We start from the raw sequence: 26,447 nt of genomic DNA, 5'->3' as shown, positions 1-26,447 counted from the left end.
CTAGGGTGTATCCAACCCACCCCTTCTGTTCACCCGTCCGGGCAGGCGCTCGGAGTGAACCGGGGGAGTGGAAGGGGGCGCGTTCGCCAGGAGATCTGTCCCGCTGATCATCTCGCGCCTACCGTCGAACACACGGCACGGGTGTAGGGCGGGGAGGTTCGACGATGGCGTCGCGGAACCGGTCCCGGGAGACGACGGGCGGCAGGGCGGGGGAGCGGCCCGGGCCCGACTCCCGGGAGGCACGAGGCGGCCCACCGGCCGCCCGGCAGGCCGATCCGGCAGGGTACGCGTCCGATCCGGCGGGGTACGCGTCCGATCCGGCCGGGTGCGCCCACGACGCCGCGCTGATCCGCTTCCACGACCTCGCCGGCCGCCCCCGCGGCACGGGATTCGTCGCCGACCACCACGGCACGGTGCTCACCAGCCACGAAGCGGTCGACGGCCTGACCCGCCTGGTGCTGAGCACCGCCGGGGACCGTCGGCGCGTCGTGGCCGCCGCCGACGTGACCCCGCTGCCCGCCCTCGGCCTGGCCCTGGTGCGCACCGAGGGCCTCGGCGTCGACCCGCTGCCGCTCACCGTCCGGGACCGCGTCGAGGCCGGGACCTACGTCCGGATCGCCGCCGGCGGCTGGCGGGAGGCCCGAGTCCTGGGCGCCACCGACGTCACCTACACGGCCACCGACCGCTTCCACCACCTCGGCGACGCCCTCGAACTGGCCGTCGGCACCTGCGGGCGGGACGCGCTGCGGCTGGGCGGCGGCGCGGCCGGCGGACCCGTGCTCGACGCGGCGACCGGCGCCGTCCTCGGCGTCCTCGGCACCGCCCTCAGCTCGGGACACAGCGACGTCGGCTTCGCCGTACCACTGCGCCCCGCCGCCACGGGCCCGCTCGCCGCACTCCTCGCCGAGAACGCGGCGACCGTCCCGGCCTACGGCGCCGACCTCAATCCGGCCGGCGTGCTCGCCCTCACCGCGACATCGGTCCGGGACGGGGACCCCCTCGCCGTGCCGGGCAGCGGATCCGGCGCGGCGGAGCCGGTCGAACGGACGGCGGTGACACGCGAGTTCGCCGCCTTCACCGCAGGCCGGGCCCGCGTGCTCGGTCTGGTCGGCGCGCCGGGCAGTGGCCGGACGACCGAGCTGGCGGCCCTCGCCGCCCGTCGTTCCCGGGGCCCGGACGCGGCGCCCACGCTGTGGCTGCGCGGCGCCGATCTGCAGGACGACGACATGTCGCTGGCGGACGCCGCCCGCCGGACACTGGCCCGGGCCGCCCGCATCGTCGCCGCCTCGGACGGCTCCGACCCCGGCAGCCTCGGCGACATCTCCCCGGACCGCCTCGCCCACCTGGCCCGCACCGCCGGACGGCCCCTCCTGCTCCTCCTGGACGGCCCCGAGGAGATGCCGCCCGCCCTGGCCCACCGGCTCCCCGAGTGGACCGAGGGCACGGCCACCTGGCTGGGGGCGACGGGGGCACGGCTGGTGCTGGCCTGCCGCGCGGAGTACTGGGAGCACGCCGGAGCGGAGTTCCCGAGGGAGCTGCTGCACGGATCGGACATGGGGCAGGCCCCGCCGCCCCGGGCGGCTCTCGCCGTGCCGGGGCCGGGAGCGGGTGTGGCCTCGTCCTGGGCCGACTTGCGGCCGGCGCGCCCGGAGGCACCAGCAGGAGCAGCGCCGACACCCTGGGCGACCGGTGGGACGTCCGGTGCGCCACCGTGGCCGCGTCGTACCGCCGCGCCTGCGGGACCGCACCCGGCGTCCGGTGTCGCAGGTTCCTTGGAGGAGACGGGTGCGGTCGGCTCAGGGCCGGCGTCCGGTGGTGCCGCTCCGTGGTGGCGTGGCGGCATCGGCCGCGCGGTACCGCTACCGGGGTCCGGCACCGGTGCCGCAGGTCCCCCGGACGCGACGGAAGCCGTCGGCTCCGGGCCGGCGTCCGCAGGCACCCCGGGGGGTGGGCCCGTCGGGCTCCCGCCCTGTGTCCGCCTCGGCGACCTGAGCGACGAGGAGGCCCGAGAGGCGCGCGTACGCCACGGCGTGCCGGAAGGCGCCCTGGCCGACCCGGACGCCGCTCACCCCCTCACCCTCCGCCTGTTCGCGGAGGTCCACGCCGCCCTGCCCGGCCCCCCGGCCCCCGCACCCGTCACCCGGGACGCGGTCTTCGCCGCCTACCTGGACCTGATGTGCCTGCGCGTCGCCACCCGCCTGGCCGGGGAGAACGGCCTGCACGGCACCGCCGTGCGCCGACTCGCGGCGAAGGTCTCGGGCCAGGTACACGAAGCCGCCCGGCGCAGCCTCGGGTCCGGACAGGGCGGACTGGACCGGGACTCCTTCGAGGCGCTGTTCCCGTGGGGACCGGCCCCGGCCCGGCTGGGCGGCGGCACCGGCTGGGCACCGGCCGTGCTCGCCGAGGGCCTCTTCGCACCCGCGGGCAGCGGCTACCGCTTCGCGCACGAGGAGCTCGCCGACTGGATCCAGGGCATTCACCTCGACCTGGAGGAGGCCCTGCGCGCCCTCGTCCACCGTCGTGACACCCCGCACGGCACCCACACCCTGCCCGTCCCGCACCACCGCATCGGCTCCGTCGTCGAGGCGGTCCTGCTCCTCGCCCGTCAGCACGGCGTCCCCCAACTCGCCCTGACCCTCGAAGAGCTGGTGCACGCCCTGGACCTCGATCAGCACTCCTGGTGGGCCGCCCGGCTGCTCGCCGAGGTGCTGACCCGCGTCCCCGACGCGACGCCGTACACGGAGGTGCTGCGGCTGCTCGCCGACGGGATCGCGGAACGGGGCGGCGAGGGGCAGCCGGCGCCCCAGGTGTTCGGGCCCGGATTCTGGACGGCCCTGCGGCTGCCCGGGACCACCCGCCTCGACCTGCTGCGCCGCCTCGTCCTCGCCGACGGACCGCCGCACCGCCCCGGCCCCAGGCACCTCGACACCGCGGCCGGGCTGCTCGTCGCCGACCCCGCGGCCGTACAACCGCTCCTCGTGCGCTGGTTCGACGACGAGCGGCCGCTGCCCGCCACCCCGCACGCCACCGTGGCGACGGCCGCGCAGGCGCTGCTGCACACGCACCGCCACCGCGGCCTGGACAGCCTCACCGAGGTCCTCGTCGACAGCGCGCACCGGCGCGCCGACGAACTGCTCGCCGTCCTGGCCGAGGAGGAGCCGTCGGCGCTCTGCCGCGCGGTGGAGCGGTGGGCGCGCGACGAGCGCCCCGCGCGGCAGACCGCGGCGGTCACCCACGGCCTGCGGACCGCCCCGCACGCGCGCCCCGGCGCCGACCGCACCCTGCTCCGCCACGCCGCCCTCGTCCTGCTCGCCGGTCCCTCCGACAGCCCGCTGCGCGGCGGCGCACTGGCCCTGCTCATCCAGGACCCCGCCTGCCGCGACCGCCACCTCCCCAGGGCCCTCGACCACTTCGCCGCCGGCGACCCGTACCTCCCGCCGGGCGCGGTGGCCGCCGCCCTGCCGACCCACCCCGAGCCCGTCCTGGAGGCGTTCCGGGCCCGTCTGCTCGGCCCGGACGCCGGTGAGGCGCTGCGCAGGCTCGCCGACGCCACCACGCCCGCGCTGGCCGACCGGGTGGCCGCCCTCGTCGGGCGGGCGGTGGCCGAGCGCCCCGAGACCGCCGGACACCTGGCCGCGTACGTCGACCGGCGCCTGGACCGGGACCCCGCACCCCGCGCCGTACTCCTGCCGCTGGTCACCCGCCTCCTGGACGACGGCCCCGAGCCGGTGCGGGCCGCGCTCGCCGGAGTCCTCGCCGCCGACGGGGCGACGTCGGGCGCCCCGCTCCGCCGCAGCCTGCGGGAGCACCTGTTCGCCCACGAGCACGAACCCGCCGTCCTGGACGCGCTGCTGCACGCGGCCGCCCGGTGCGAAGGGGAGGAGCTGCGCGCCCTCGTGCAGCGCACCGGGCTGCTCCTCGTCCGCACCCCCGAGGGCGCCACCCGCTTCGACCGCGGCCTCGTCGACCTGGCCCGCCACCTCCCCGGCTTCGCCGCCCGGCTGACCGGCTGGCTCAGCGACGCGCCCCAGGACTGGGCCGCGCTGGTGGGTCCCAGCACCCGCCGCACGATCGAGCACCTGGCGGGCGCCCGCGTCCTCGCCTGATCCGGGCCTCGGTCACGGCGCCGATGCGGAGGCGGATGCCGATGCGGGCCGGAGCCGGACGGCATGGCACCCTTAGACCTGCGCAAGGGTCACCACGGAACCATCGAAACCACGGAAGCACCGAGGAGCGGACACAGTGCAGCGCTGGCGTGGCTTGGAGGACATCCCCGAGGACTGGGGACGCAGCGTCGTCACCATTGGCTCCTACGACGGCGTTCACCGCGGGCACCAGCTGATCATCAGGCACGCCGTGGACCGGGCCCGCGAGCTGGGCGTTCCGGCCGTCGTCGTCACCTTCGACCCGCACCCCAGTGAGGTCGTCCGCCCCGGCAGCCACCCCCCGCTGCTCGCCCCGCACCACCGCCGGGCCGAACTGATGGCGGACCTGGGCGTGGACGCGGTGCTGATCCTCCCCTTCACCAAGGAGTTCTCGAAGCTCTCCGCCGCCGACTTCGTGGTCAAGGTCCTGGTCGACCGGCTGCGCGCCAAGGCGGTCGTCGAGGGCCCCAACTTCCGCTTCGGCCACAAGGCCGCCGGGAACGTGGACTTCCTCACCGAGCAGGGCAAGGTCTACGACTTCGAGGTCGAGGTCGTCGACCTGTACGTCACCGGCGAGGCCGGCGGCGGCGAGCCGTTCTCCTCCACCCTGACCCGCCGCCTGGTCGCCGAGGGCGACGTGTCCGGCGCCGCGGAGATCCTGGGCCGACCGCACCGCGTGGAGGGCGTGGTCGTGCGGGGCGCCCAGCGCGGCCGCGAGATGGGCTTCCCCACGGCCAACGTCGAGACTCTCCCGCACACCGCGATCCCGGCCGACGGCGTCTACGCCGGCTGGCTGCACGCCCAGGGCGAGGCGATGCCGGCCGCGATCTCCGTCGGCACCAACCCGCAGTTCGAGGGCACCGAGCGCACGGTCGAGGCGTACGCCATCGACCGCGTCGGCCTGGAGCTGTACGGCCTGCACGTCGCCGTGGACTTCGTGGCCTACGTCCGGGGGCAGGCGAAGTTCGAGACGCTGGACGCGCTCCTGGTGCAGATGGCCGAGGACGTCGACAGGTGCCGCGAGCTCACCGCGACGGACGCGCCCGGGGCCTGACGGCCGGGGTCTGATCCGCCGACTGCCGGGGGCCCGCCTCCGCTGCGGCCGTCCCCCGGTCGCCCGTCAGCCCGTTCCCTTGGCCGCGGGCTGCTCCGCCCGGGCCCAGTGGCAGGCGACCTGGGACTCGTCGCCGCCGCGCAGGATCTCCAGCTCGCGGTTCCGGCAGGCATCCGCGACGCCGGCGCGTTCGGCCTCGCCGCTCGCCAGGACCGGGCAGCGGACGTGGAAGCGACAGCCGCCGGGGACGTACGACGGGTCCGGAGGCTCGCCGGTGAGCACGACCGGGGTGCCGGGGGCCTCGGGCAGCACGGACAGCAGGGCCTGGGTGTAGGGGTGCCGGGGTGCCGTCAGCACCTGCTCCACCGGGCCGGTCTCGACGATCCGGCCCAGGTACATCACCGCGACCCGGTCGGCGATGTTCCAGGCCAGGCCCAGATCGTGGGTCACCACGAGCGCGGCCAGGCCCAGCTCGGTGCGCAGCCGCAGCAGCAGCGCGAGGATCTCGCCGCGCACCGACGCGTCGAGGGAGGCCACCGGTTCGTCGGCGACGAGCAGTTCGGGTTGCAGGACCAGCGCGCCCGCGATGACGACCCGCTGGCGCTGGCCCCCGGACAGCTCGTGCGGGTAGCGCAGGAAGAACCGCTCCGGCGGCCGCAGCCCGGCACGCGCGAGCGCCTCGGCGACCGCTGTCCGCTCGTCCCCGGCGTGGCCGTGGATGCGCAGGCCCTCGGCGACGATGTCGTACACCGTGTGCCGCGGGTTCAGCGAACCGTTCGGATCCTGCAGGACCAGCTGGGCCCGCCTGCGGTACGCCTTGAGAGCCCGGGCGGAGTACGTGAGGGACGCGCCGTCGAAGCTGACGCGTCCCCCGGTCGGCCGCACCAGGCCGAGCAGCGAACGGGCCAGGGTCGTCTTGCCGCAGCCCGACTCGCCGACCAGCGCGACGATCTCACCCCGCCGGATGTCGAGGTCGACCCCGTCCACGGCTCGGGCGGCGGCCGCCCCGCGCCTGCCGGGGAACGTGACGTGCAGCCCCTGGACGCTCAGCAGCGGAGGAGGGTCACCGGGGGTGTCTTGCTGCGGCCCGGTGGGTGCGCCGCCGGACATGGTGCTGGTCATGGGGCACTGCTCCTCACTCCGTCGTCCTCCGCCGCCGCGACCCCGCCCGCGGGTCGTTCGCCCTCGGCAGGCTCCCCGCGCTCCGCGGGCGTCCCACGCTCCTCGGCGCCACCGACCCCGGCAGGCGCCGCGCCCTTGGTGGGCGTCCCGCCCTCGGCCGCCGTACCGCCGCCCGCTGTTCCCGTGCCGTCCGAGCCCACGTGCACGCATGCCGCCCGGCGTCGTGCGCCCGCTTCCCGCAGGAGCTGGTCCTCGGTCGTACAGAGGTCCAGCGCGACCGGGCAGCGCGGATGGAACGCGCACCCGGACGGCACCGCCGCCGGGTCGGGCGGGTCGCCCGGCAGCCCGCGGGGCGCGAACCGGGAGGCCGGGTCCCCGATCGTGGGGAACGCCTCCGACAGCGCCCGGCCGTAGGGATGCCGGGCGTCGTCGTAGACCTCCCGGGCGGGACCCTCCTCGACCACCCGGCCCGCGTACATCACCGCGAGCCGGTCGCAGGTGTCGGCCAGCACGGCCAGGTCGTGGCTGATCATGACGAGGCCGACGTCCTGCTCGCCCACCAGGCCCTCGATCAGCCGCAGGATCTGCGCCTGGATCATCACGTCCAGCGCCGTGGTCGGCTCGTCGGCGACGATCAGCCGCGGGTCGCAGGCGAGCGCCATCGCGATCATCACCCGCTGTCGCTGCCCGCCGGACAACTCGTGCGGGTAGGCACTCGCCCGGGCGGCCGGCAGACCGACCTGCTCCAGCAGTTCCCCGGCCCGCTTGCGCGCCCCGGCCGGCGTGGCCCTGCGGTGCAGCAGGATCGGCTCGGCGATCTGGTCACCGATGCGGTGGACGGCGTTCAGGGAGTGCATCGCGCCCTGGAAGACGATCGACGCGCCGGCCCAGCGGACCGCCCGTACCCGGCCCCACTTCATCGTGAGCACGTCCTCGCCGTCCAGCAGCACCTCCCCGCCGACCCGGGCACCCGGCGGCAGCAGCCGCAGCAGCGCCAGGGCCAGGGTGGACTTGCCGCAGCCCGACTCGCCCGCGATGCCGAGCTTCTCGCCCGCCTCCAGGGCCAGGTCGACCCCGCGCACGGCGGCCGCACCGCCGGGATACGTCACCTTCAGGTCCCGCACCTCGAGCAGACTCAACGGGACACCCCCAGCCTGGGATTGAGAACGGCCTCCACCGCACGCCCGCACAAGGTGAAGGCCAGCGCCACCACCGCGATCCCGATGCCCGGCGGCACCAGGTACCACCAGTCGCCCGAACTCACCGACCCCGCCTCCCGCGCGTCCTGCAGCAGCCCGCCCCAGGACACGACCGCCGGGTCCCCGAGCCCGAGGAAGGCCAGGGTCGCCTCGGCCAGGATCGCGGAGGAGATGATCAGCGTCGTCTGCGCCAGGATCAGCGGCATCACATTGGGCAGCACGTGCCGCGACATGATGTGCCAGTGCCCGCCTCCGAGCGCCTTCGCCCGCTCGATGTACGGCCGCGACTCCACCGCCAGCGTCTGCGCCCGCACCAGGCGCGCCGTGGTGGGCCAGGTGGTCACGCCGATCGCGAGCACGATCGTGCCGAGCGACCGGGACAGCACCGTCGCCAGCACGATTGCGAGCACCAGCGTCGGCATCACCAGGAACCAGTCCGTGATCCGCATCATCACCGTGGCGTACCAGCCGCGGAAGTGCCCGGCCGTGATCCCGATCAGCGCGCCGATGAGCACCGACAGCACCGCCGCGAGCAGCCCGACCAGGAGCGAGACGCGCGAGCCCCAGATCAGCAGGCCCAGCAGGTTCCGCCCGAACTGGTCGGTGCCCAGCGGGAACCGGCCGCTCGGGCTCTCCAGCGGCTGCCCGGGCGCGTCGGTCACACTGTCCACGTCGGACCCGACGGTCAGCGGCGCGGTCAGTGCCACGAGCACGAACAGCACCAGCGCCGCCAGCCCGAACACCCCCGCACGGTGCTTGCGGTACTCCCTCCAGAAGCGCGCGACGGAGGCGCGGCGCCGCCGCCGGGCCAGAGCGCGCGGACCGGGCCCGCCGGACTTCACCGGCGGCGACCCGGACGCGGATTCGGTGGTGTCGGTGGTCTCGGCGGTCATCGGCCCACCCTCGGATCGAGCATCGGATACAACAGGTCGGCCAGGGTGTTCATCAGGATCACCGCGGCGGCGAAGACGAAGAACAGCCCCTGCACCAGCGGCAGGTCGGGAACGCTGAGCGCCTGGTAGAACAGCCCGCCGAGCCCCGGCCAGGAGAACACCGTCTCGACGAGGATGACTCCCGCGACGGTCCGCCCCAGATTGACGAAGACCAGCGTCACCGTCGGCAGCAGCGCGTTGGGCACGGCGTGTCGACGCCGCACGAGGTCGTCCCTGAGCCCCTTGGCCCGCGCGGTCGTGAGATAGTCGCTGCCCATCTCGTCGAGCAGCGCCGACCGGGTGACCAGCAGCGTCTGCCCGTACTCCACCGCGACCAGCGTCACCACCGGCAGTACGAGATGGTGCGCGACGTCGAGCATGTGCGCGAAGCCCTCCTCGCGGCCCGACTCCATGCCGCCGGTCGGGAACAGCCCCGGGATCGGGTCCACCCCCACCGACAGCACGATGATGAGCAGCAGGCCCAGCCAGAAGGACGGGATGGAGTAAAGCGTCAGCGCCAGGCCGGTGTTGAGCCGGTCGCCGAGCCCGCCGTGCCGCCACGCCGAGCGGGTGCCGAGGAAGGCACCCAGCGCGGTGTAGAGCACGAAGGCCGTTCCGGTGAGCAGCAGGGTGTTCGGCAGCGCCTCGGTGATCTTGTCGACGACGGGCGCGTGGAACTGGTACGACGTGCCCAGGTCCCCGCTCAGCGCCTTGGCGCAGTAGTCCGTGAACTGCTCCCACAGCGGCAGGTCGAGCCCGAACTCCTCCTTGTACACGGCGAGCTGCTCGGCCGAGACCGGACGGCCGCCGGTCATGAACTTCACCGGATCGCCGGGGATCAGCCGGAAGAGGAAGAAGCTCGTGACGAGGACGGCGAACAGGGAGACCACCGCGCCCGCCAGCTTCCCCGCCAGGTACCGCGGATACGCGCTGCGGGTGCGCCCCCGCGTCCCCGCGGCCGGCCGCTTGTCGGCCGCGGAGGGGTTTGCGGAGGCGCCCGCGGAGGCGCTCGCCGAGTCGGTCGCGCTACTCACGGTCGTCGGCCGAGGCCCGGCGGCGGACGGCGAAGAGCACCCCGAGACCGACGAGGACGACGACGCCCGCGACGATCCCGATCACGGTCCCCGTGGACGACGAACTCCCCGAGGAGTCACCGGAGTCCGCGGGCACCGCCGACCACCAGCTCCAGTAGCCGTCCTGCCCGTAGATGTTGCCCGCGTCGGACGGCATCGTGGTGATCGACTCGATCTGGTCCGTGCGGTAGGCCTCCACCGCGTTCGGATACGCCATGACGTTCATGTACCCGGTGTCGTACAGCCGGGACTGCATCTGCTTGACGATCTCCGCCCGCTTGTCGGCGTCGTACTCGCCCAACTGCCGTGCGTACAGCTCGTCGTACTGCTTGTCGCAGATGAAGTTGTCGGTCGCCCCGGTGTCCTTCGGCGTCGCAGGGAGCGCGTCGCAGGTGTGGATGGAGAGCACGAAGTCCGGGTCGGGGTTGACGGACCAGCCGTCGAAGGCGAGGTCGTACTTGCCGGCCAGCCACGGGTCGGTCACGTTGTCCAGGCAGTTGAGCGTGACCGAGATGCCCAGCTCGCCCCACCACTCCTGGAGGTACTTGCCGACCGCCTTGTCGTTCGGGTCGGTGGCGTGGCACAGGATGCGGTAGTCCAGCGGCTTGCCGTCCTTGCCGAGGCGCTTGCCGTCCCCGTTCGTCCGGTAGCCCGCCTCGTCGAGCAACTGGGCGGCCTTCTTGGGATCGTAGGCCAGCTCCTGCCCCGCCGACGGCTCGAAGAAGTAGGAGGAGAAGCGCGGCGGGATGTAGCCCGCCCCCTCGACCGCGTGGCCCTGGAACACCTTGTCGACGATCGCCTTGCGGTCCACCGCCATGAACAGCGCGTTGCGCACCCGCTGGTCCAGCAGCGAGGGGTCGCCGTCACCGAACTTCGTCCCGTCCTTCGCCCGCGCGCCCGGGTTGGTGGCGAGGGCGTAGAAGCGGCGCCCGGGGGCGTCGTTGACGCGGATGTTCTCCTCGCCCTTGAGCGAGTCGGCCTGGGCCGGAGTCAGCGACGGCGACCCGGCGACGAAGGACACCTCGCCCTTGCGCAGGGCGGCGACGGCGGCGTCCTGGTCCTTGTAGTAGCGGAAGACCAGCTCGTCGAACTTCGGCGCGCCGCGCCAGAAGTCCTTGTTGGCCTTGAGCCGCACATAGCTGTCGGGCTTGTAGTCGGTGAGCACGAACGGACCGTTGCCGACTACGGGGAAGTCCTTGTCGTTGTTGAACTTCGAGAAGTCGTCGACCTTCTCCCAGACGTGCTTGGGCACGATCGGCACGTCCAGCGCGGTCATCGTGGCCTGCGGCTTCTTCAGCCGGATCACCAGCTGGGTCGGGCTCGGCGCGGTGACCTTCGCGAAGTTCCCGACGAAGCTGCCGTTGGCGGTGGCGGCGCCCGGGTCGGTCATCATCGTGTTGAACGTCCACGCCGCGTCCTCGGCGGTGGCCTGCTCGCCGTCCGACCACTTGGAGTCGGATCGGATCGTGTACGTCCAGGTCAGCTTGTCCGGCGAGGACTTCCACTCGGTGGCGAGCCCCGGTATGACGTGGTTGTCCTTGGCGTCGTAGTTGGTCAGGTACTCGTACGTCAGCCGGTGGATGCTCGTACTGAGCAGCCGTACCGCCAGGAACGGGCTGAGCGAGTCGACGCTCTGCGCCACGGCGACGGTGAGCACCTTGTCGCCCCCGTCGCCGTCCGCCGCCGAGACCGAGGGGGCGACCGCCCCCGACGCGAGGAGCAGCGCGCCGGCGCCTGCTGCCGCGAGGAGACGGGTTCGCCACGGCCGGTGGGAGGTACGTCCGCTGCCGTGCTGATCGTGTCTGTTCATGACTACCTGACCTCGCGTCATCGCACGCGCAGACGCCGGGCGTCCTCGCGTGAGGCGGGCTTGAACGGTGGTGAACGCGGAATGAAGTGTGTGTCTACCAGCGGCAGTCTGCGCGCGTCAACGGTGTGTCAAACCCCATGTGGCCTGCGGAAACGACGAGTTGCCCAACACGTGACCCTCATTGGCGCAGACCACTGGCGCTTGCCTGGTGAGAGCGTGGCGGCTGGGGCTGACGTTGTCGTTCGCACACGCCCGAAGGCCCGCGCCGTCGGTGACGGCGCGGGCCTTCGGAGATGGTGCGGAGGTGGGTGTAGCTACTGCTGGGGCGGGGGAGGCGGAGGCGTCTGCCCCTGTTGCGGCTGCTGTCCCGGCTGCCCCTGCTGTCCCGGTTGTCCGTGTTGCGGATATCCGTAACCGGGCGGCGGGGCGTAGGGCTGGCCGTAGCCGGGCTGCGGGTGCGGCGGCTGCTGCCCGGGCCCGGGCTGCGGCGGGTACGGCTGCCCCGGCACCGGCTGTCCCGGCTGAGGCGGCATCGGCTGGCCCTGCTGCGGCGGCATCTGCTGACCGGGCATGGGCTGCCCCGGCATCTGCTGGCCTGGCATCTGCTGGCCCGGCATGGGCGGGGCGGCGACCGGGGGCGGGTTGCCGTCGGACGTCCACAGGCCGTGCGACTGCTGGTGGCGGACGAAGTCCTCGGCGACCATCGCCGCGAGGTTGAAGTACGCCTCCCGCACCTTCGGCCGCATCATGTCGAGGTCGACCTCGGCACCGGCGGACAGGTGCTCGTCGAACGGGACCACGACGACCCCCCGGCAGCGGGTCTGGAAGTGCCCCACGATGTCGTCGACCTTGATCATCTTGCCGGTCTCGCGGACCCCGGAGATGACCGTGAGCGACCGGGAGACGAGGTCGGCGTACCCGTGTGCCGACAGCCAGTCCAGGGTCGTACTGGCGCTGCTCGCACCGTCCACGGACGGCGTCGAGATGATGATGAGCTGGTCGGCGAGGTCGAGCACGCCGCGCATGGCGCTGTAGAGGAGACCGGTGCCCGAGTCGGTGAGGATGATCGGGTACTGCTGGCCGAGCACGTCGATCGCGCGCCGGTAGTCCTCGTCGTTGAAGGTCGTGGACACGGCGGGGTCGACGTCGTTGGCGATGATCTCCAGTCCGGAGGATGCCTGCGAGGTGAACCGCCGGATGTCCATGTACGAGTTGAGGTACGGGATGGCCTGGACGAGGTCCCGGATGGTGGCCCCGGTCTCCCGGCGCACCCGGCGGCCGAGCGTACCGGCGTCCGGGTTGGCGTCGATCGCGAGGATCTTGTCCTGCCGCTCGGTGGCGAGCGTGGAGCCGAGCGCGGTGGTGGTGGTCGTCTTGCCGACGCCGCCCTTGAGACTGATCACCGCGATGCGGTAGCAGGACAGCACCGGGGTGCGGATCAGGTCCAGCTTCCGCTGCCGCTCGGCCTCCTCCTTCTTACCGCCCAGTTTGAACCGCGAACCACCGGCCGCCGGACGGCTGCTCTTCGCCTTCTGCCGCTTGTTGTTCACCAGCCGGTCGGACGACAGCTCCACGGCCGCCGTGTAACCGAGCGGCGCCGCCCCCGGATTGGTGGCCTGCCGCTGGTCGTGCTGCATGGGCTGCGGCCAGGCGGCACCGAGCCGGGGATCGGCGGGCTGCTGCGCGTGTGGCTGCGGCTGCGGCTGCGGTTGCTGGGGCGCCTGCTGCTGCGGCGGGAGGGGCTGATACTCCGGCTGCTGCATCGCCTGGGGCGGTTGAGGCGCCTGGGGTGCTTGAGGCGCCTGGGGTGCTTGGGGCGCCTGGGGTGCGTGGGGTGCCGGAACCGGCGGAACCGGCTGACCGGGCTGGGCCGGCGGAGCCTGACCGTCCCCCTGCGCCTGCTGAGCCTGCTGCGCCTGCTGCGGAACACCGGGGTACGGCTGTTGCGCCGACGGCCCGTGCGGCCCCTGCGGGAAGCCGTATCCACCGGGCTGGACCGGGGCGGCAGGTTGGGGCTGTGGCTGGGGCGTCTGCGTACCGGGCTGCGGGAAGCCGTAACCGGTCTGCGGGTCGGGCGGCGGCGGGTTCCACGCGGCGGGCGCCGGCTGTGGAGCCTGCGGCTGGAACGGCGGCTGCTGGGCCGGTACCCCCGGCTGCTCGGGAGGCGCGGGGGCGGGCTGCGGCTGTGCGGGCCACTGGTGGGCGGGCGCGGGCGCGACCGGCGGGTACGACGGAGGCAGCGGCGGCATCCCGGCCGGGGGCGGCGGCGCGTCCTGCGGCACGCTGTCGGCCGGGGGCGCGGCATCGGCGGGCACCGCGTCCTCGGGCTCGTCCGCGGGCTCGTCCGCGACCTGGTCTTCGGGCTCGGGCTCGGGTACGGCGGTCAGCGCGACCGGCCCGTCAAGGCGCGGGTCGTCCACGTCGCCGTCCCCGGCACTGGACACACCGCTGGTGTCCTTCCCGGAGCCGGAGCCGGAGCCGGAGCCGAAGTCGGAGTCGACGTCGGAGTCGACGTCGGCCTCGGCCCCGGTGCTGTCCGCGTCGTCCGCGTCGTCCGGACCCGCGTCGACCTCGTCCGGCGTGTCATCGACCTCGTCGGAACCGGTCACCGGGGATTCCGCGGTGGCGCCCTCCGCATCCTCCGCGGCGGCCCGTTCGGCGATCTCACGCTTGAGGGCGACTGCGGAGAACCGCATGGTCGCGCCGCTTTCCAGGTCGCCGTTGTCGAGATCGGCAGAGTCGGCCCTGCCGTCGGTCACCGGCTCGGGCTGGGGCTCGGGCTCCGCCACCGCCTCGGGTTCCTCGGCAGCCGGCGGAGCGGGCGCCTGGAGCTGGAACCCACCGGCCGGAAACGACGGCAGGGCCGTCGGAGAGGCGAGATCTGCAACAGGTGCCGGGTCCGCCACGGCTTCCGGCTCGGGCTCGGGCTCGGGCTCCGGCTCGGGCGGCGCCGACTGCTGCGAGGGCTGCGGCTCGAAGCCGCTCCCCACCGGCAACTTGGGCACCCCGGCCGGCCCTGAGCTCGGCGGCGCGGGCGGCGTGAACGGCGCACCCGGTCCCGGCGGCGGAGGCGGCGTGAAGGCGGCCCCCGGAGCGGGCGCCGGCGGGGGCGTGAAAGGCGCCCCCGGGGCAGGGGCCGGAACCGGGGAAGGCCCGTTGGGTGTCGCGTGCGGCGGCGGCGTCAACCCCGGCAACGGCGGAACCGGCCCACGAGGCGCAGGCGGAACGGCCGGACCGGAAGACGAGGAAGAGCCGGACGAACCGGAAGGCGAGGAGGAGGGAGCGGAAGAGGAGGAGCCGGAGGATGCCCCGTCCGCCTCACCCGCACCGTCCCCCTGACCGCCGTCGCCGGACGCGTTCTGCGTGTACCAGGCGGGCGGCGCGTAGTCGATGGTGAACTCGCCGGTCGTCTCGACGGAGGACTCCGCGTCGGGTTGGTCATCGCCGGGTGTAGCCCAGCCCCCGCGGATCCCGTCCCGATCGCTGCTCACAGTTCCTCCTGGTGTGGTCGAGCACCCTCAAGCCGTGCTGGGGCGACCCTTGCTTGTCTTCGAACTTGTCATTCGAAATGGTCCGAGGCCGTTCGAGGTCGTCCGATCCACCGGCTTTCCCCCTGAGACGCCGACGCCCGCTCCACGGGTTCTGGTGTCGCTCCCCACACCAGCCTAATCACCACGAGCCCCGCCCTGTCAGCCCCCGTCCGGCACCGACGCCGAGCCGGGCGCACGACTGGAACCGGTCGCCGTCGCCCTGGGCCCGCGGACGGACCAGGAGGTGCCGTACCTCTGCATCGGGCCGCCGAGCGAGGCGCAGACGACGACCCTGACGGTCATGGCCGCCTCGTGCTCGGCATCGGCGGCGGCGCACCGGGAGGTCCTGACCGGACCGCCTCCGCTACTCGACGTCGCCCCCAGAGCGTTCCGCGGCCGGTTCCAGGTCGAATTCCCCGTCCCGCGCACCGAGCACGAACGCCCGCCACTCCGCCTCCGTGTACCGCAGTACGGTGTCGTGGTCGAGCGAGGACCGCATGGCGACGGCGCCCTCCGGCAGGTAGGCGATCTCGACCCGTTCCTCGTGGGACTCGGTGCCGGGCGCGCTGTGCCATTCGACACCGGAGATGTCGAGGGCGTAGAGCTCGTCCCGTTCCCGGTCCTTTCGTGCTCGGAGTTCCTTGTCCTCGGCATCGGCCATGGCGGCTCGGGTCCTTCCTGCTGTGCCAACGAACTGTGCGGTCACCATACTTGTCCCCGTTCTTCCAGGTCAGCGGTTCACCGATGGAGGCACCGGTACGGGGGACGGGCGGAGGTGTGTCTACGGGCTGGTACGCTGTGTGACGGCCGTTTGTGTACGCGCCCCCGGAGCCGCGAGCCCTGGAGGTCGCGCCCAGCGGATCCCCGCCTTCCGAGTTACGGAAGATCCCCCGAGACGTAGACCGGGGGCACTCGGTGGCCAGTCACAGACCAAGAGGAGTACGCGTGTCGCTCGACGCCGCAGTGAAGAAGCAGATCATCACCGAGTTCGGTACCAAGGAGGGCGACACCGGCTCCCCCGAGGTCCAGGTCGCTCTGCTGTCCCGTCGGATCTCCGACCTGACCGAGCACCTCAAGACGCACAAGCACGACCACCACTCCCGTCGTGGTCTGCTCATCCTGGTCGGCCAGCGCCGCCGGCTGCTGCAGTACCTCGCCAAGAAGGACATCCAGCGCTTCCGTGCGCTGGTCGAGCGCCTCGGCATCCGCCGCGGTGCGGCGGGCGCCCGCTAGCACGCCGTGAAGGGAGCGGTTCCCAACGTAAGGGGGCCGCTCCCTTTGCTGTACGTGCGCGCTGTCGCCGCCCCTTTGTAGTGTGGTAACAGAAGAACAAGACGTACGAGGAGAAGCGGACCGCACCGCCGCCGCCGGTCCTCGGTAGTGGCCCCCGGGGGCAGATCCCCGGGTGCTTCGATCGAAGACCGGCCCGCATTGCACGGACGCTTCTCCGGCACCGTCCCCTCCGCCACACGGGCGGGCGGGACAAAAGACGACAAGCATCGGAGAAACCACTAGTGGAGAACGAGACCCACTACGCCGAAGCCGTGATCGACAACGGCGCGTTCGGCACCCGCACCATCCGCTTCGAGACGGGCCGCCTGGCCCGTCAGGCCGCCGGTTCCGCCGTGGCGTACCTGGACGACGACACCATGGTGCTGTCGGCCACCAGCGCCTCCAAGAACCCGAAGGACCAGCTCGACTTCTTCCCGCTCACGGTGGACGTCGAGGAGCGGATGTACGCCGCCGGCAAGATCCCCGGCAGCTTCTTCCGTCGTGAGGGCCGCCCCTCCGAGGACGCCGTCCTCACCTGCCGCCTGATCGACCGCCCGCTGCGCCCGTCCTTCAAGAAGGGCCTGCGCAACGAGATCCAGGTCGTCGCGACGATCATGGCCCTCAACCCCGACCACCTGTACGACGTCGTGGCGATCAACGCCGCCTCCGCGTCCACGCAGCTGGCCGGCCTGCCCTTCTCCGGCCCGATCGGCGGCGTTCGCGTCGCGCTGATCCGCGGCCAGTGGGTGGCCTTCCCGACGCACACCGAGCTCGAGGACGCCGTCTTCGACATGGTCGTCGCGGGCCGCGTCCTGGAGGACGGCGACGTCGCGATCATGATGGTCGAGGCCGAGGCCACCGACAAGACCATCAAGCTGGTCGAGGGCGGCGCCGAGGCGCCCACCGAGGAGGTCGTCGCCGCCGGTCTGGACGCCGCGAAGCCCTTCATCAAGGTGCTGTGCCGCGCCCAGGCCGACCTCGCCGCCAAGGCCGCCAAGCCGACCGGCGAGTTCCCGATCTTCCTGGACTTCCAGGACGACGTCCTCGAGGCGCTGACCGGCGCCGTCAAGCCCGAGCTGACGCAGGCGCTCACCATCGCCGGCAAGCAGGAGCGCGAGGCCGAGCTGGACCGCGTCAAGGGCCTCGCCGCCGAGAAGCTCCTGCCGGAGTTCGAGGGCCGCGAGAAGGAGATCTCCGCCGCGTACCGCGCGCTGACCAAGTCCCTGGTGCGCGAGCGCGTCATCAAGGAGAAGAAGCGCATCGACGGCCGCGGTGTCACCGACATCCGCACCCTGGCCGCCGAGGTCGAGGCCATCCCGCGTGTGCACGGCTCCGCCCTGTTCGAGCGTGGCGAGACCCAGATCCTGGGCGTCACCACCCTGAACATGCTCCGCATGGAGCAGCAGCTGGACACCCTCTCCCCGGTGACCCGCAAGCGCTACATGCACAACTACAACTTCCCGCCGTACTCCGTCGGCGAGACCGGCCGCGTCGGCTCCCCGAAGCGCCGCGAGATCGGCCATGGCGCCCTCGCCGAGCGCGCCATCGTGCCGGTGCTGCCGACGCGTGAGGAGTTCCCCTACGCGATCCGCCAGGTGTCCGAGGCCCTCGGCTCCAACGGCTCGACGTCCATGGGCTCGGTCTGCGCCTCCACCATGTCGCTGCTGAACGCCGGTGTGCCGCTGAAGGCCCCCGTCGCCGGTATCGCCATGGGCCTGATCTCCCAGGAGATCAACGGCGAGACGCACTACGTCGCCCTCACCGACATCCTCGGTGCGGAGGACGCCTTCGGCGACATGGACTTCAAGGTCGCCGGTACCAAGGAGTTCGTGACCGCCCTCCAGCTCGACACCAAGCTGGACGGCATCCCCGCCTCCGTCCTGGCCGCAGCCCTCAAGCAGGCCCGTGACGCCCGCCTCCACATCCTCGACGTGATGATGGAAGCGATCGACACGCCGGACGAGATGTCCCCGAACGCGCCGCGGATCATCACCGTGAAGATCCCCGTCGACAAGATCGGTGAGGTCATCGGCCCCAAGGGCAAGATGATCAACCAGATCCAGGAGGACACGGGCGCCGACATCACGATCGAGGACGACGGCACCATCTACATCGGTGCCGCTCAGGGCTCGCAGGCCGAGGCCGCGCGCGCCACGATCAACGGCATCGCCAACCCGACCATGCCCGAGGTCGGCGAGCGCTACCTGGGCACGGTCGTCAAGACGACCACCTTCGGCGCGTTCGTCTCCCTGCTGCCCGGCAAGGACGGTCTGCTGCACATCTCGCAGATCCGCAAGCTCGCCGGCGGCAAGCGCGTGGAGAACGTCGAGGACGTGCTCGGCGTGGGCGCCAAGGTCCAGGTCGAGATCGCCGAGATCGACTCCCGCGGCAAGCTCTCCCTCATCCCCGTCATCGAGGGCGAAGAGGGCGACGACAAGAAGGACGACGCCGACCAGTGACGTCCCGTAGCGCCAAGGCGACGGCCCGCACCTCCTCGGAGGCGCGGGCCGTCGCCCGTACCCAAACGCTCATCAAGGGCGAGCACGGCATCGGCACGGTCCGCAGGACGACCCTCCCCGGCGGCCTGCGCGTCGTCACCGAGACCCTGCCCTCGGTCCGCTCGGCGACCTTCGGCATCTGGGCCCACGTCGGCTCCCGCGACGAGACCCCCGCCCTGAACGGCGCCACCCACTACCTGGAGCACCTGCTCTTCAAGGGCACCCGCAAGCGCAGCGCCCTGGACATCTCCTCCGCCATCGACGCGGTCGGCGGCGAGATGAACGCGTTCACGGCGAAGGAGTACACGTGCTACTACGCGCGCGTGCTCGACACCGACCTGCCGCTCGCCATCGACGTGGTCTGCGACATGCTGACCGGCTCGCTGATCCAGGAGGAGGACGTCGACGTCGAGCGCGGCGCCATCCTCGAAGAGATCGCGATGACCGAGGACGACCCCGGGGACTGCGTGCACGACCTGTTCGCGCACACCATGTTCGGCGACAACGCGCTGGGCCGCCCCGTCCTCGGCACCGTCGACACGGTCAACGCCCTCACCGCCGACCGCATCCGCCGCTTCTACAAGAAGCACTACGACCCCACCCACCTGGTGGTCGCCGCGGCCGGCAACGTCGACCACAACAAGGTCGTACGCCAGGTCCGCGCCGCCTTCGAGAAGGCCGGCGCCCTCAGGGACCCGGTGGCCCAGCCGCTCGCCCCGCGCGACGGCCGGCGCACCGTCCGGGCCGCGGGCCGCGTCGAGCTGATCGGCCGCAAGACCGAGCAGGCCCACGTCATCCTCGGCATGCCGGGCCTGGCCCGCACCGACGAGCGCCGCTGGGCCATGGGCGTCCTCAACACTGCCCTCGGCGGCGGCATGTCCTCGCGGCTGTTCCAGGAGGTCCGGGAGAAGCGCGGCCTGGCCTACAGCGTGTACTCGTACACGTCCGGCTTCGCCGACTGCGGCCTCTTCGGCGTGTACGCGGGCTGCCGGCCCTCCCAGGTGCACGACGTGCTCAAGATCTGCCGCGACGAGCTGGACCACGTCGCCGAGCACGGCCTCACCGACGACGAGATCGGCCGCGCCGTCGGCCAGCTCCAGGGCTCCACGGTCCTCGGCCTGGAGGACACGGGCGCGCTGATGAACCGTATCGGCAAGAGCGAGCTGTGCTGGGGCGAGCAGATGTCGGTCGATGACATGCTGGCCCGGATAGCCTCGGTCACGCCGGACGACGTCCGCGCCGTCGCCCGCGACGTCCTGGGCCGACGGCCGTCCCTGTCGGTCATCGGCCCGCTCAAGGACAAGCAGGCGTCCCGGCTGCACGACGCCGTCGCCTGACGGTCCCGTTGCGAAAAGTTCGAGAAGGAAGCGTGTGACATGAGCAAGCTGCGCGTGGCCGTCCTCGGTGCCAAGGGCCGGATCGGCTCCGAGGCGGTACGGGCGGTCGAGGCCGCCGAGGACATGGAGCTGGTCGCCGCCCTCGGCCGGGGCGACAGCCTGGAGGCGCTGGCCGAGACCGGCGCCCAGGTCGCCGTCGAGCTGACCACCCCCGCCTCGGTGATGGACAACCTCGACTACTGCGTGCGCCACGGCATCCACGCCGTCGTCGGCACCACCGGCTGGACCGACGAGCGCCTCGCGCAGCTGAACGCGTGGCTCGACGCCGCCCCGGGGACCGGCGTGCTCATCGCGCCGAACTTCTCCATCGGCGCCGTGCTGACCATGAAGTTCGCGCAGATCGCGGCCCCGTACTTCGAGTCCGTCGAGGTCGTCGAGCTGCACCACCCGAACAAGGTGGACGCCCCCAGCGGCACCGCCACCCGCACCGCCCAGCTGATCGCTCAGGCCCGGCAGAAGGCAGGCTCCGCACCGGCGCCCGACGCCACTGCCACCGCCCTGGACGGCGCCCGCGGCGCGGACGTGGACGGGGTCCCGGTGCACGCGATCCGGCTGCGCGGCCTGCTCGCCCACCAGGAGGTCCTGCTCGGCGCCGAGGGCGAGACCCTCACCGTCCGGCACGACTCCCTGCACCACAGCAGCTTCATGCCGGGCATCCTGCTGGGCGCCCGCCGGGTGGTCACCACCCCGGGCCTCACCTTCGGCCTGGAACACTTCCTGGACCTGAACTGAGACCCTCACCCTGATGCGCGCGAAGATCACCTACCTCGTCACGGCCGCCGTCCTGGTCTTCTACTTCGCCCTGGTCGGCAGCCGCGGCGTCCTGCTCATCAAGACCGGCACCCTGCTCACCGTCACCTTCGGCGTCGCGGTGCTGATCCTGCCGGTGATCGGCCTGTGGTTCCTGTGGAAGAACACCCAGTTCGTCCGCCGGGCCAACGCCCTCGCCGCCGAACTCGACGCCGAGGGCGGACTGCCCGTCGACGAGCTGAAGCGCACCCCCAGCGGCCGAGTCGACCGCGAGTCGGCCGACGCGGTCTTCGCCCTGCGCAAGGCGGAGACGGAGGACGCCCCCGGCGACTGGCGCAGCTGGTTCCGCCTCGCCGTCGCCTACCACGACGCCCGCGACACCCCGCGCGCCCGCAAGGCGATGCAACGGGCGATCGCCCTGCACGACGGCAAGCACGTCGAGGCCGCCTGACCCGACCGCAAGCGAAACGCCGGGGCCCGGACCGCAGTGGTGCGGTCCGGGCCCCGGCGTTTCGACTCTCGGCCGTCAGCCCCGTCGGTACTCGTCGGCCCACGCCTCCACCGCGTCGGCCGCCCGGTTGAAGGCACCGTCGCGGGCGAGGAAGTCGGAGTTGTGCGAGGTCAGCAGCGGGGCCATGGGCTCCGCCGACCGGCCCTGCCGCACCAGCAGCAGCGCCTGCCCCTGCACCGTGCGCGGCAGCCCCAGCCAGCGCACCGGCTGCTGCACCGTGCGCAGGCTGGCGACCTGCTGCCAGGCCACCGTGCGCGTGGTGAAGAAGGCCACCTGACGCACTCCGTGCGCGCTCACCCACGCGCCCATGCGCAGCATCCGCAGGGCGCAGAGGATGACGACGACCGCGAGGCCGAAGACCACCCCGGCGGAGGACGGCCCGCCGGTCGCCGCGATGATGACCGCCGCGAACAGGACGAACGAGGCGAGCAGCAGCATCAGCGCCGCCGCCCCCACGCGCCACGGCCCCGGCCGGTAGGGCCGGCGCCACAGGTCGCGGTCGTCGTACGGCAGCGCGACGTCGTCGGCCGTGTCAAAGGCGCGGTCGGCCGTCAGGAAGGGCAGGGGCACGGCTGGTCCTCACTCGTTCCAAGGCAAGTGTTGTGCCCGGTGAGGCTACCGACCTGTGTCTCCGGTCACCACCCTCGGGGGTCCGGACGGAGTCGGGCCGGCCGCGCCCGTGTGCCTCTAGCGCCCCTCGGACGCCTGCGACGGCTGCTTGTGCGGGGAGGGCTGGTCGGCCGACAGGGCGGGCATCCCGATCACCAGGGAACCGACCAGACCGGCGACGACGGTGACGCCGAGGAGCCAGCGTCCGGCCAGCTGGCCGAAGGACGCCCGCTCGCGCGGCGGGGGTGTGACATTGCTGCGGAACCTGTCGGCCTCGGCGACGAAGGCGAACGGCACGGGTTCACGCCGGCGGATCATAGGGACTGCGTCTCCCTTCAGGGACTGGAATGAAGTGCTGTTACTCATACAGACGAACGAACGGCCCTCCAGGTGCCCTGTTTCGCCGACTTCATTGCGGCACGGCACCGATCGCCCCATTCGGCGCCCCTGAGCGGGTCGTAGAGTGGCCTCGCCAAGCGCCGAGATTGACTGGGAAGGCCCTCCACACCGTGACCGACACCCCCGCCGACGATCCGAAGATCGAACTCCGCAGTGACATCACCGTCGAGCTGGTCAAGAGCGCCGCGACCGACTCCGACGTGCTGTTCGCCGCCCGTGTCTCCACCGCCGGGGAGCAGTCCCTGGACGAGCTGAAGAAGGACCCGGAGCGCTCCAAGGGCCTGATCAACTACCTGATGCGGGACCGGCACGGCAGCCCGTTCGAGCACAACTCGATGACCTTCTTCGTGAACGCCCCGATCTTCGTCTTCCGGGAGTTCATGCGGCACCGCGTCGGCTGGTCCTACAACGAGGAGTCGGGCCGCTACCGGGAGCTCCAGCCGGTCTTCTACGTGCCGGACGCCTCCCGCAAGCTGGTGCAGCAGGGCCGCCCCGGCAAGTACGTCTTCGTCGAGGGCACCCCCGAGCAGCACGAGCTGGTCGGCGACGCGATGGAGGACTCCTACCGCCAGGCCTACGCGACGTACCAGCGGATGCTCGCCGCCGGCGTCGCCCGCGAGGTGGCCCGCGCGGTGCTCCCCGTCGGCCTGTACTCGTCGATGTACGCCACCTGCAACGCCCGCTCGCTGATGCACTTCCTGGGCCTGCGCACCCAGCACGAGCTGGCGAAGGTGCCCTCCTTCCCGCAGCGGGAGATCGAGATGGTCGGCGAGAAGATGGAGGCGGAGTGGTCCCGCCTCATGCCGCTCACCCACGCCGCCTTCAACGCCAACGGCCGCGTCGCGCCGTAACGGAGCCCGGCCTCCGGTCTCCGGCCGTCCCGCCCGGGCACAGATGTACGGTTCAACCATCCGAAGTGTCCGGATTGCGGCGGTTGGAGAAGTTCATCTAGCCTGATCAAAGGGACCCGGCACTGCTTGAACCCCCGAGCAGGCAGTGCCGGGCTCCACTTCCGTTCCGACCTGCCGCCTCCCCCGAGGGCAGACCCCGCCCTGAGCAACGAGTAGCGTGTAACCCATGGCTCCGACCTCCACTCCGCAGACCCCCTTCGGGCGGGTCCTCACCGCCATGGTCACGCCCTTCACGGCGGACGGCGCACTCGACCTCGACGGCGCCCAGCGGCTCGCCACCCACCTGGTGGACGCAGGCAACGACGGCCTGATCATCAACGGCACCACCGGCGAGTCCCCGACCACCAGCGACGCGGAGAAAGCGGATCTCGTACGAGCCGTACTGGAGGCCGTCGGCGACCGGGCGCACGTCGTCGCCGGAGTGGGCACGAACAACACCCAGCACAGCATCGAGCTGGCCCGCGCCGCCGAGCGCGTCGGCGCCCACGGCCTGCTGCTCGTCACGCCGTACTACAACAAGCCCCCGCAGGAGGGCCTGTACCTGCACTTCACGGCCATCGCCGACGCCGCCGGGCTGCCGGTCATGCTCTACGACATCCCCGGCCGCAGCGGCGTCCCGATCAACACCGAGACCCTGGTCCGCCTCGCGGAGCACCCGCGGATCGTCGCCAACAAGGACGCGAAGGGCGACCTCGGCCGGGCCAGCTGGGCCATCGCGCGCTCCGGCCTCGCCTGGTACTCCGGCGACGACATGCTGAACCTGCCGCTGCTCTCCGTGGGCGCGGTCGGCTTCGTCTCGGTCGTCGGCCACGTCGTCACCCCCGAGCTGCGCGCCATGGTGGACGCGTTCGTCGCCGGTGACGTACAGAAGGCCCTGGAGATCCACCAGAAGCTGCTCTCCGTCTTCACCGGCATGTTCCGCACCCAGGGCGTCATGACCACCAAGGCCGCGCTCGCCCTCCAGGGCCTGCCCGCCGGACCACTGCGCGCCCCCATGGTGGGCCTCACGCCCGAGGAAACCGAGCAGCTCAAGATCGATCTTGCCGCCGGCGGGGTACAGCTCTGACAACAGACTTCGCACCACCGCACGACCGGACGGACTTCACAACTGAATAGGCGGGCCACCGGTGCCCGCACCCCATACGGCAACTGCTTCTGCACGAACGTCACGCGCGCCACGTGCCCACCGGTACGTGGCGCGTGTGGTGAGGAGAGTCTTTTGAGTCATCCGCATCCTGAACTGGGCCGGCCCCCGGCGCTCCCCAAGGGCGGCCTCCGGGTCACGCCGCTGGGCGGCCTCGGCGAAATCGGCCGCAACATGACGGTCTTCGAATACGGCGGCCGTCTGCTGATCGTCGACTGCGGCGTGCTCTTCCCCGAGGAGGAGCAGCCCGGCATCGACCTGATCCTGCCGGACTTCACGTCCATCCGGGACCGCCTCGACGACATCGAGGGCATCGTCCTGACCCACGGCCACGAGGACCACATCGGCGGCGTCCCCTTCCTCCTCCGCGAGAAGCCGGACATCCCGCTGATCGGCTCCAAGCTGACCCTCGCGCTCATCGAGGCCAAGCTCCAGGAGCACCGCATCCGTCCGTACACCCTCGAGGTGGCGGAAGGGCACCGCGAACGCGTCGGCCCCTTCGACTGCGAGTTCGTCGCGGTCAACCACTCCATCCCGGACGCGCTGGCCGTCGCCATCCGCACCCCCGCGGGCATGGTCGTCCACACCGGCGACTTCAAGATGGATCAGCTCCCGCTGGACGGCCGCCTCACGGACCTGCACGCCTTCGCGCGGCTGAGCGAGGAGGGCATCGACCTGCTCCTCGCCGACTCGACCAACGCCGAGGTGCCGGGCTTCGTCCCGCCCGAGCGGGACATCTCCAACGTCCTGCGGCAGGTCTTCGCCAGCGCCCGCAAGCGCATCATCGTGGCGAGCTTCGCCAGCCACGTCCACCGCATCCAGCAGATCCTGGACGCCGCCCACGAGTACGGCCGCCGGGTCGCCTTCGTCGGCCGCTCCATGGTCCGCAACATGGGCATCGCGAGAGACCTCGGCTACCTCAAGGTCCCGCCGGGCCTGGTGGTCGACGTCAAGACGCTGGACGACCTGCCCGACAGCGAGGTGGTCCTGGTCTGCACGGGCTCCCAGGGCGAACCGATGGCCGCCCTGTCCCGCATGGCCAACCGCGACCACCAGATCCGCATCGTCAACGGCGACACGGTGATCCTGGCCTCGTCCCTCATCCCGGGCAACGAGAACGCGGTCTACCGCGTGATCAACGGCCTCACCCGCTGGGGCGCCAACGTCGTCCACAAGGGCAACGCCAAGGTCCACGTCTCGGGCCACGCCTCGGCCGGCGAGCTGCTGTACTTCTACAACATCTGCCGCCCGAAGAACCTGATGCCGGTCCACGGCGAATGGCGCCACCTGCGCGCCAACGCCGAACTGGGCGCCCTAACCGGCGTTCCGCACGACCGGATCGTCATCGCCGAGGACGGCGTGGTCGTCGACCTCGTCGAGGGCAAGGCGAAGATCACCGGCAAGGTCCAGGCGGGATACGTCTACGTCGACGGGCTCTCGGTCGGCGACGTCGGTGAACCGGCCCTCAAGGACCGCAAGATCCTCGGTGACGAGGGCATCATCTCGGTCTTCGTGGTCATGGACTCCTCCACCGGCAAGATCACCGGTGGGCCGCACGTCCAGGCCCGCGGTTCGGGCATCGAGGACTCGGCCTTCGCCGCGGTGCTCCCCAAGATCACCGAAGCGCTGGAGCGTTCGGCCCAGGACGGAGTCGTCGAGCCGCACCAGCTCCAGCAGCTGATCCGCAGGACCCTCGGCAAGTGGGTCTCGGACACCTACCGGCGCCGGCCGATGATCCTGCCTGTCGTCGTGGAGGTCTGACGGGCCGTCGGACCATCGACAGCGCCAACCTGGAGCGGGGCGCCCCGATTTGCATCGGGGCGCCCCGCTCCAGTACGTTTACATCTCCGCTCGGACGGGCACCCGATCACTTCGTGGTCCGGAGCCGCCCCGGAGGGCGGAAATTCCGACTCAGAATCTCTGATAAAGTCGGAACCGCCGGAAAGGGAAACGCGAAAGCGGGAACCTGGAAAGCACCGAGGAAATCGGATCGAAAAGATCTGATAGAGTCGGAAACGCAAGACCGAAGGGAAGCGCCCGGAGGAAAGCCCGAGAGGGTGAGTACAAAGGAAGCGTCCGTTCCTTGAGAAC

At 72.1% G+C, this 26,447-nt stretch carries 20 protein-coding genes; 10 read left to right on the top strand and 10 right to left on the bottom strand.

Annotated elements, in window-relative coordinates; all coding sequences use genetic code 11:
* The first annotated feature begins 164 nt into the window (after positions 1-164).
* Both IE258_RS31000 and IE258_RS30995 read left to right on the top strand, forming a co-directional pair.
* Positions 165-4,106, top strand: a complete 3,942-nt coding sequence (locus IE258_RS31000) for a trypsin-like peptidase domain-containing protein (protein WP_189749051.1) — start codon at positions 165-167, stop codon at positions 4,104-4,106.
* Positions 4,107-4,242: 136 nt separating this feature from the next.
* Positions 4,243-5,199, top strand: coding sequence for a bifunctional riboflavin kinase/FAD synthetase (locus IE258_RS30995; RefSeq protein WP_189749049.1), 957 nt, complete (start codon positions 4,243-4,245; stop codon positions 5,197-5,199).
* 66 nt (positions 5,200-5,265) lie between these two features.
* Here IE258_RS30995 and IE258_RS30990 read toward each other — a convergent pair whose 3' ends face one another.
* From IE258_RS30990 to IE258_RS30955, 8 genes are all read right to left on the bottom strand, one after another.
* Positions 5,266-6,321, bottom strand: a complete 1,056-nt coding sequence (locus tag IE258_RS30990; RefSeq protein WP_373309956.1) for an ABC transporter ATP-binding protein — start codon at positions 6,319-6,321, stop codon at positions 5,266-5,268.
* Positions 6,318-7,460 carry an ABC transporter ATP-binding protein gene (locus IE258_RS30985; RefSeq protein ID WP_189749048.1) on the bottom strand — a complete coding sequence of 381 codons (1,143 nt, stop codon included), beginning with the start codon at positions 7,458-7,460 and terminating at the stop codon, positions 6,318-6,320. The genes IE258_RS30990 and IE258_RS30985 overlap by 4 nt, the downstream gene beginning before the upstream one ends.
* Positions 7,457-8,413: an ABC transporter permease gene (locus tag IE258_RS30980; protein ID WP_159330402.1), complete on the bottom strand. Its 957-nt coding sequence runs from the start codon at positions 8,411-8,413 to the stop codon at positions 7,457-7,459. The genes IE258_RS30985 and IE258_RS30980 overlap by 4 nt, the downstream gene beginning before the upstream one ends.
* The gene (locus IE258_RS30975) at positions 8,410-9,486 is read right to left on the bottom strand and encodes an ABC transporter permease (protein ID WP_189749046.1); all 1,077 of its coding nucleotides are present in this window, start codon (positions 9,484-9,486) and stop codon (positions 8,410-8,412) included. Before IE258_RS30975 ends, IE258_RS30980 begins: the two co-directional genes overlap by 4 nt.
* Positions 9,479-11,335, bottom strand: coding sequence for an ABC transporter substrate-binding protein (locus tag IE258_RS30970; RefSeq protein ID WP_189749044.1), 1,857 nt, complete (start codon positions 11,333-11,335; stop codon positions 9,479-9,481). Before IE258_RS30970 ends, IE258_RS30975 begins: the two co-directional genes overlap by 8 nt.
* A 314-nt stretch (positions 11,336-11,649) precedes the next feature.
* A complete protein-coding gene (locus IE258_RS30965) occupies positions 11,650-14,826 on the bottom strand; it encodes an SCO5717 family growth-regulating ATPase (protein WP_189749042.1) in 3,177 nt (1,058 codons plus the stop codon).
* A 198-nt stretch (positions 14,827-15,024) separates the two neighbouring features.
* Positions 15,025-15,168: a hypothetical protein gene (locus IE258_RS30960; protein ID WP_189749041.1), complete on the bottom strand. Its 144-nt coding sequence runs from the start codon at positions 15,166-15,168 to the stop codon at positions 15,025-15,027.
* Positions 15,169-15,229: 61 nt separating this feature from the next.
* Complete coding sequence (locus IE258_RS30955) at positions 15,230-15,526, bottom strand: DUF397 domain-containing protein (protein ID WP_127894090.1); 297 nt, start codon at positions 15,524-15,526, stop codon at positions 15,230-15,232.
* A 284-nt stretch (positions 15,527-15,810) separates the two neighbouring features.
* On the opposite strand from IE258_RS30955, the gene rpsO reads away from it, so the two are divergent.
* The 5 genes from rpsO (at position 15,811) to IE258_RS30930 (ending at position 21,233) form a co-directional block, all read left to right on the top strand.
* Complete coding sequence (rpsO, locus tag IE258_RS30950; RefSeq protein WP_003973291.1) at positions 15,811-16,098, top strand: 30S ribosomal protein S15; 288 nt, start codon at positions 15,811-15,813, stop codon at positions 16,096-16,098.
* A gap of 281 nt (positions 16,099-16,379) precedes the next feature.
* Positions 16,380-18,596 carry a polyribonucleotide nucleotidyltransferase gene (locus IE258_RS30945; RefSeq protein ID WP_189749039.1) on the top strand — a complete coding sequence of 739 codons (2,217 nt, stop codon included), beginning with the start codon at positions 16,380-16,382 and terminating at the stop codon, positions 18,594-18,596.
* Positions 18,593-19,972: a M16 family metallopeptidase gene (locus IE258_RS30940; protein WP_189749037.1), complete on the top strand. Its 1,380-nt coding sequence runs from the start codon at positions 18,593-18,595 to the stop codon at positions 19,970-19,972. The genes IE258_RS30945 and IE258_RS30940 overlap by 4 nt, the downstream gene beginning before the upstream one ends.
* Positions 19,973-20,011: 39 nt before the next feature.
* Positions 20,012-20,764 (top strand): 4-hydroxy-tetrahydrodipicolinate reductase, encoded by a 753-nt coding sequence (gene dapB / locus IE258_RS30935; RefSeq protein WP_189749035.1) that lies wholly within the window; start codon positions 20,012-20,014, stop codon positions 20,762-20,764.
* Between the two features lie 13 nt (positions 20,765-20,777).
* On the top strand, positions 20,778-21,233 hold the full coding sequence (locus IE258_RS30930) for a tetratricopeptide repeat protein (RefSeq protein ID WP_109035865.1): 456 nt from the start codon (positions 20,778-20,780) through the stop codon (positions 21,231-21,233).
* A 75-nt stretch (positions 21,234-21,308) separates the two neighbouring features.
* Here the strand turns inward: IE258_RS30930 and IE258_RS30925 are convergent, their stop codons facing one another.
* Positions 21,309-21,863, bottom strand: a complete 555-nt coding sequence (locus IE258_RS30925) for an SCO5741 family PH domain-containing membrane protein (protein WP_189749033.1) — start codon at positions 21,861-21,863, stop codon at positions 21,309-21,311.
* A 117-nt stretch (positions 21,864-21,980) separates the two neighbouring features.
* Entirely contained in the window at positions 21,981-22,220 is a 240-nt protein-coding gene (locus tag IE258_RS30920) for a hypothetical protein (RefSeq protein ID WP_076976600.1), read from the bottom strand.
* 191 nt (positions 22,221-22,411) lie between these two features.
* Here IE258_RS30920 and thyX point away from each other — a divergent pair, with 191 nt between their 5' ends.
* The 3 genes from thyX to IE258_RS30905 all read left to right on the top strand — a co-directional run bounded on the left by thyX (position 22,412) and on the right by IE258_RS30905 (position 26,117).
* Positions 22,412-23,152, top strand: a complete 741-nt coding sequence (thyX, locus tag IE258_RS30915; protein WP_189749032.1) for an FAD-dependent thymidylate synthase — start codon at positions 22,412-22,414, stop codon at positions 23,150-23,152.
* Positions 23,153-23,378: 226 nt separating this feature from the next.
* Positions 23,379-24,278, top strand: a complete 900-nt coding sequence (gene dapA, locus IE258_RS30910) for a 4-hydroxy-tetrahydrodipicolinate synthase (protein ID WP_159330381.1) — start codon at positions 23,379-23,381, stop codon at positions 24,276-24,278.
* A gap of 153 nt (positions 24,279-24,431) precedes the next feature.
* Positions 24,432-26,117: a ribonuclease J gene (locus IE258_RS30905; RefSeq protein WP_127894082.1), complete on the top strand. Its 1,686-nt coding sequence runs from the start codon at positions 24,432-24,434 to the stop codon at positions 26,115-26,117.
* Positions 26,118-26,447 lie beyond the last annotated feature (330 nt).

This window comes from Streptomyces tendae (genome assembly GCF_014650435.1).
Taxonomy (GTDB): Bacteria; Actinomycetota; Actinomycetes; order Streptomycetales; family Streptomycetaceae; genus Streptomyces; species Streptomyces tendae.
Note: the sequence above shows the minus strand (reverse complement) of the source record. Positions and strands in the feature narration are given on the sequence as shown.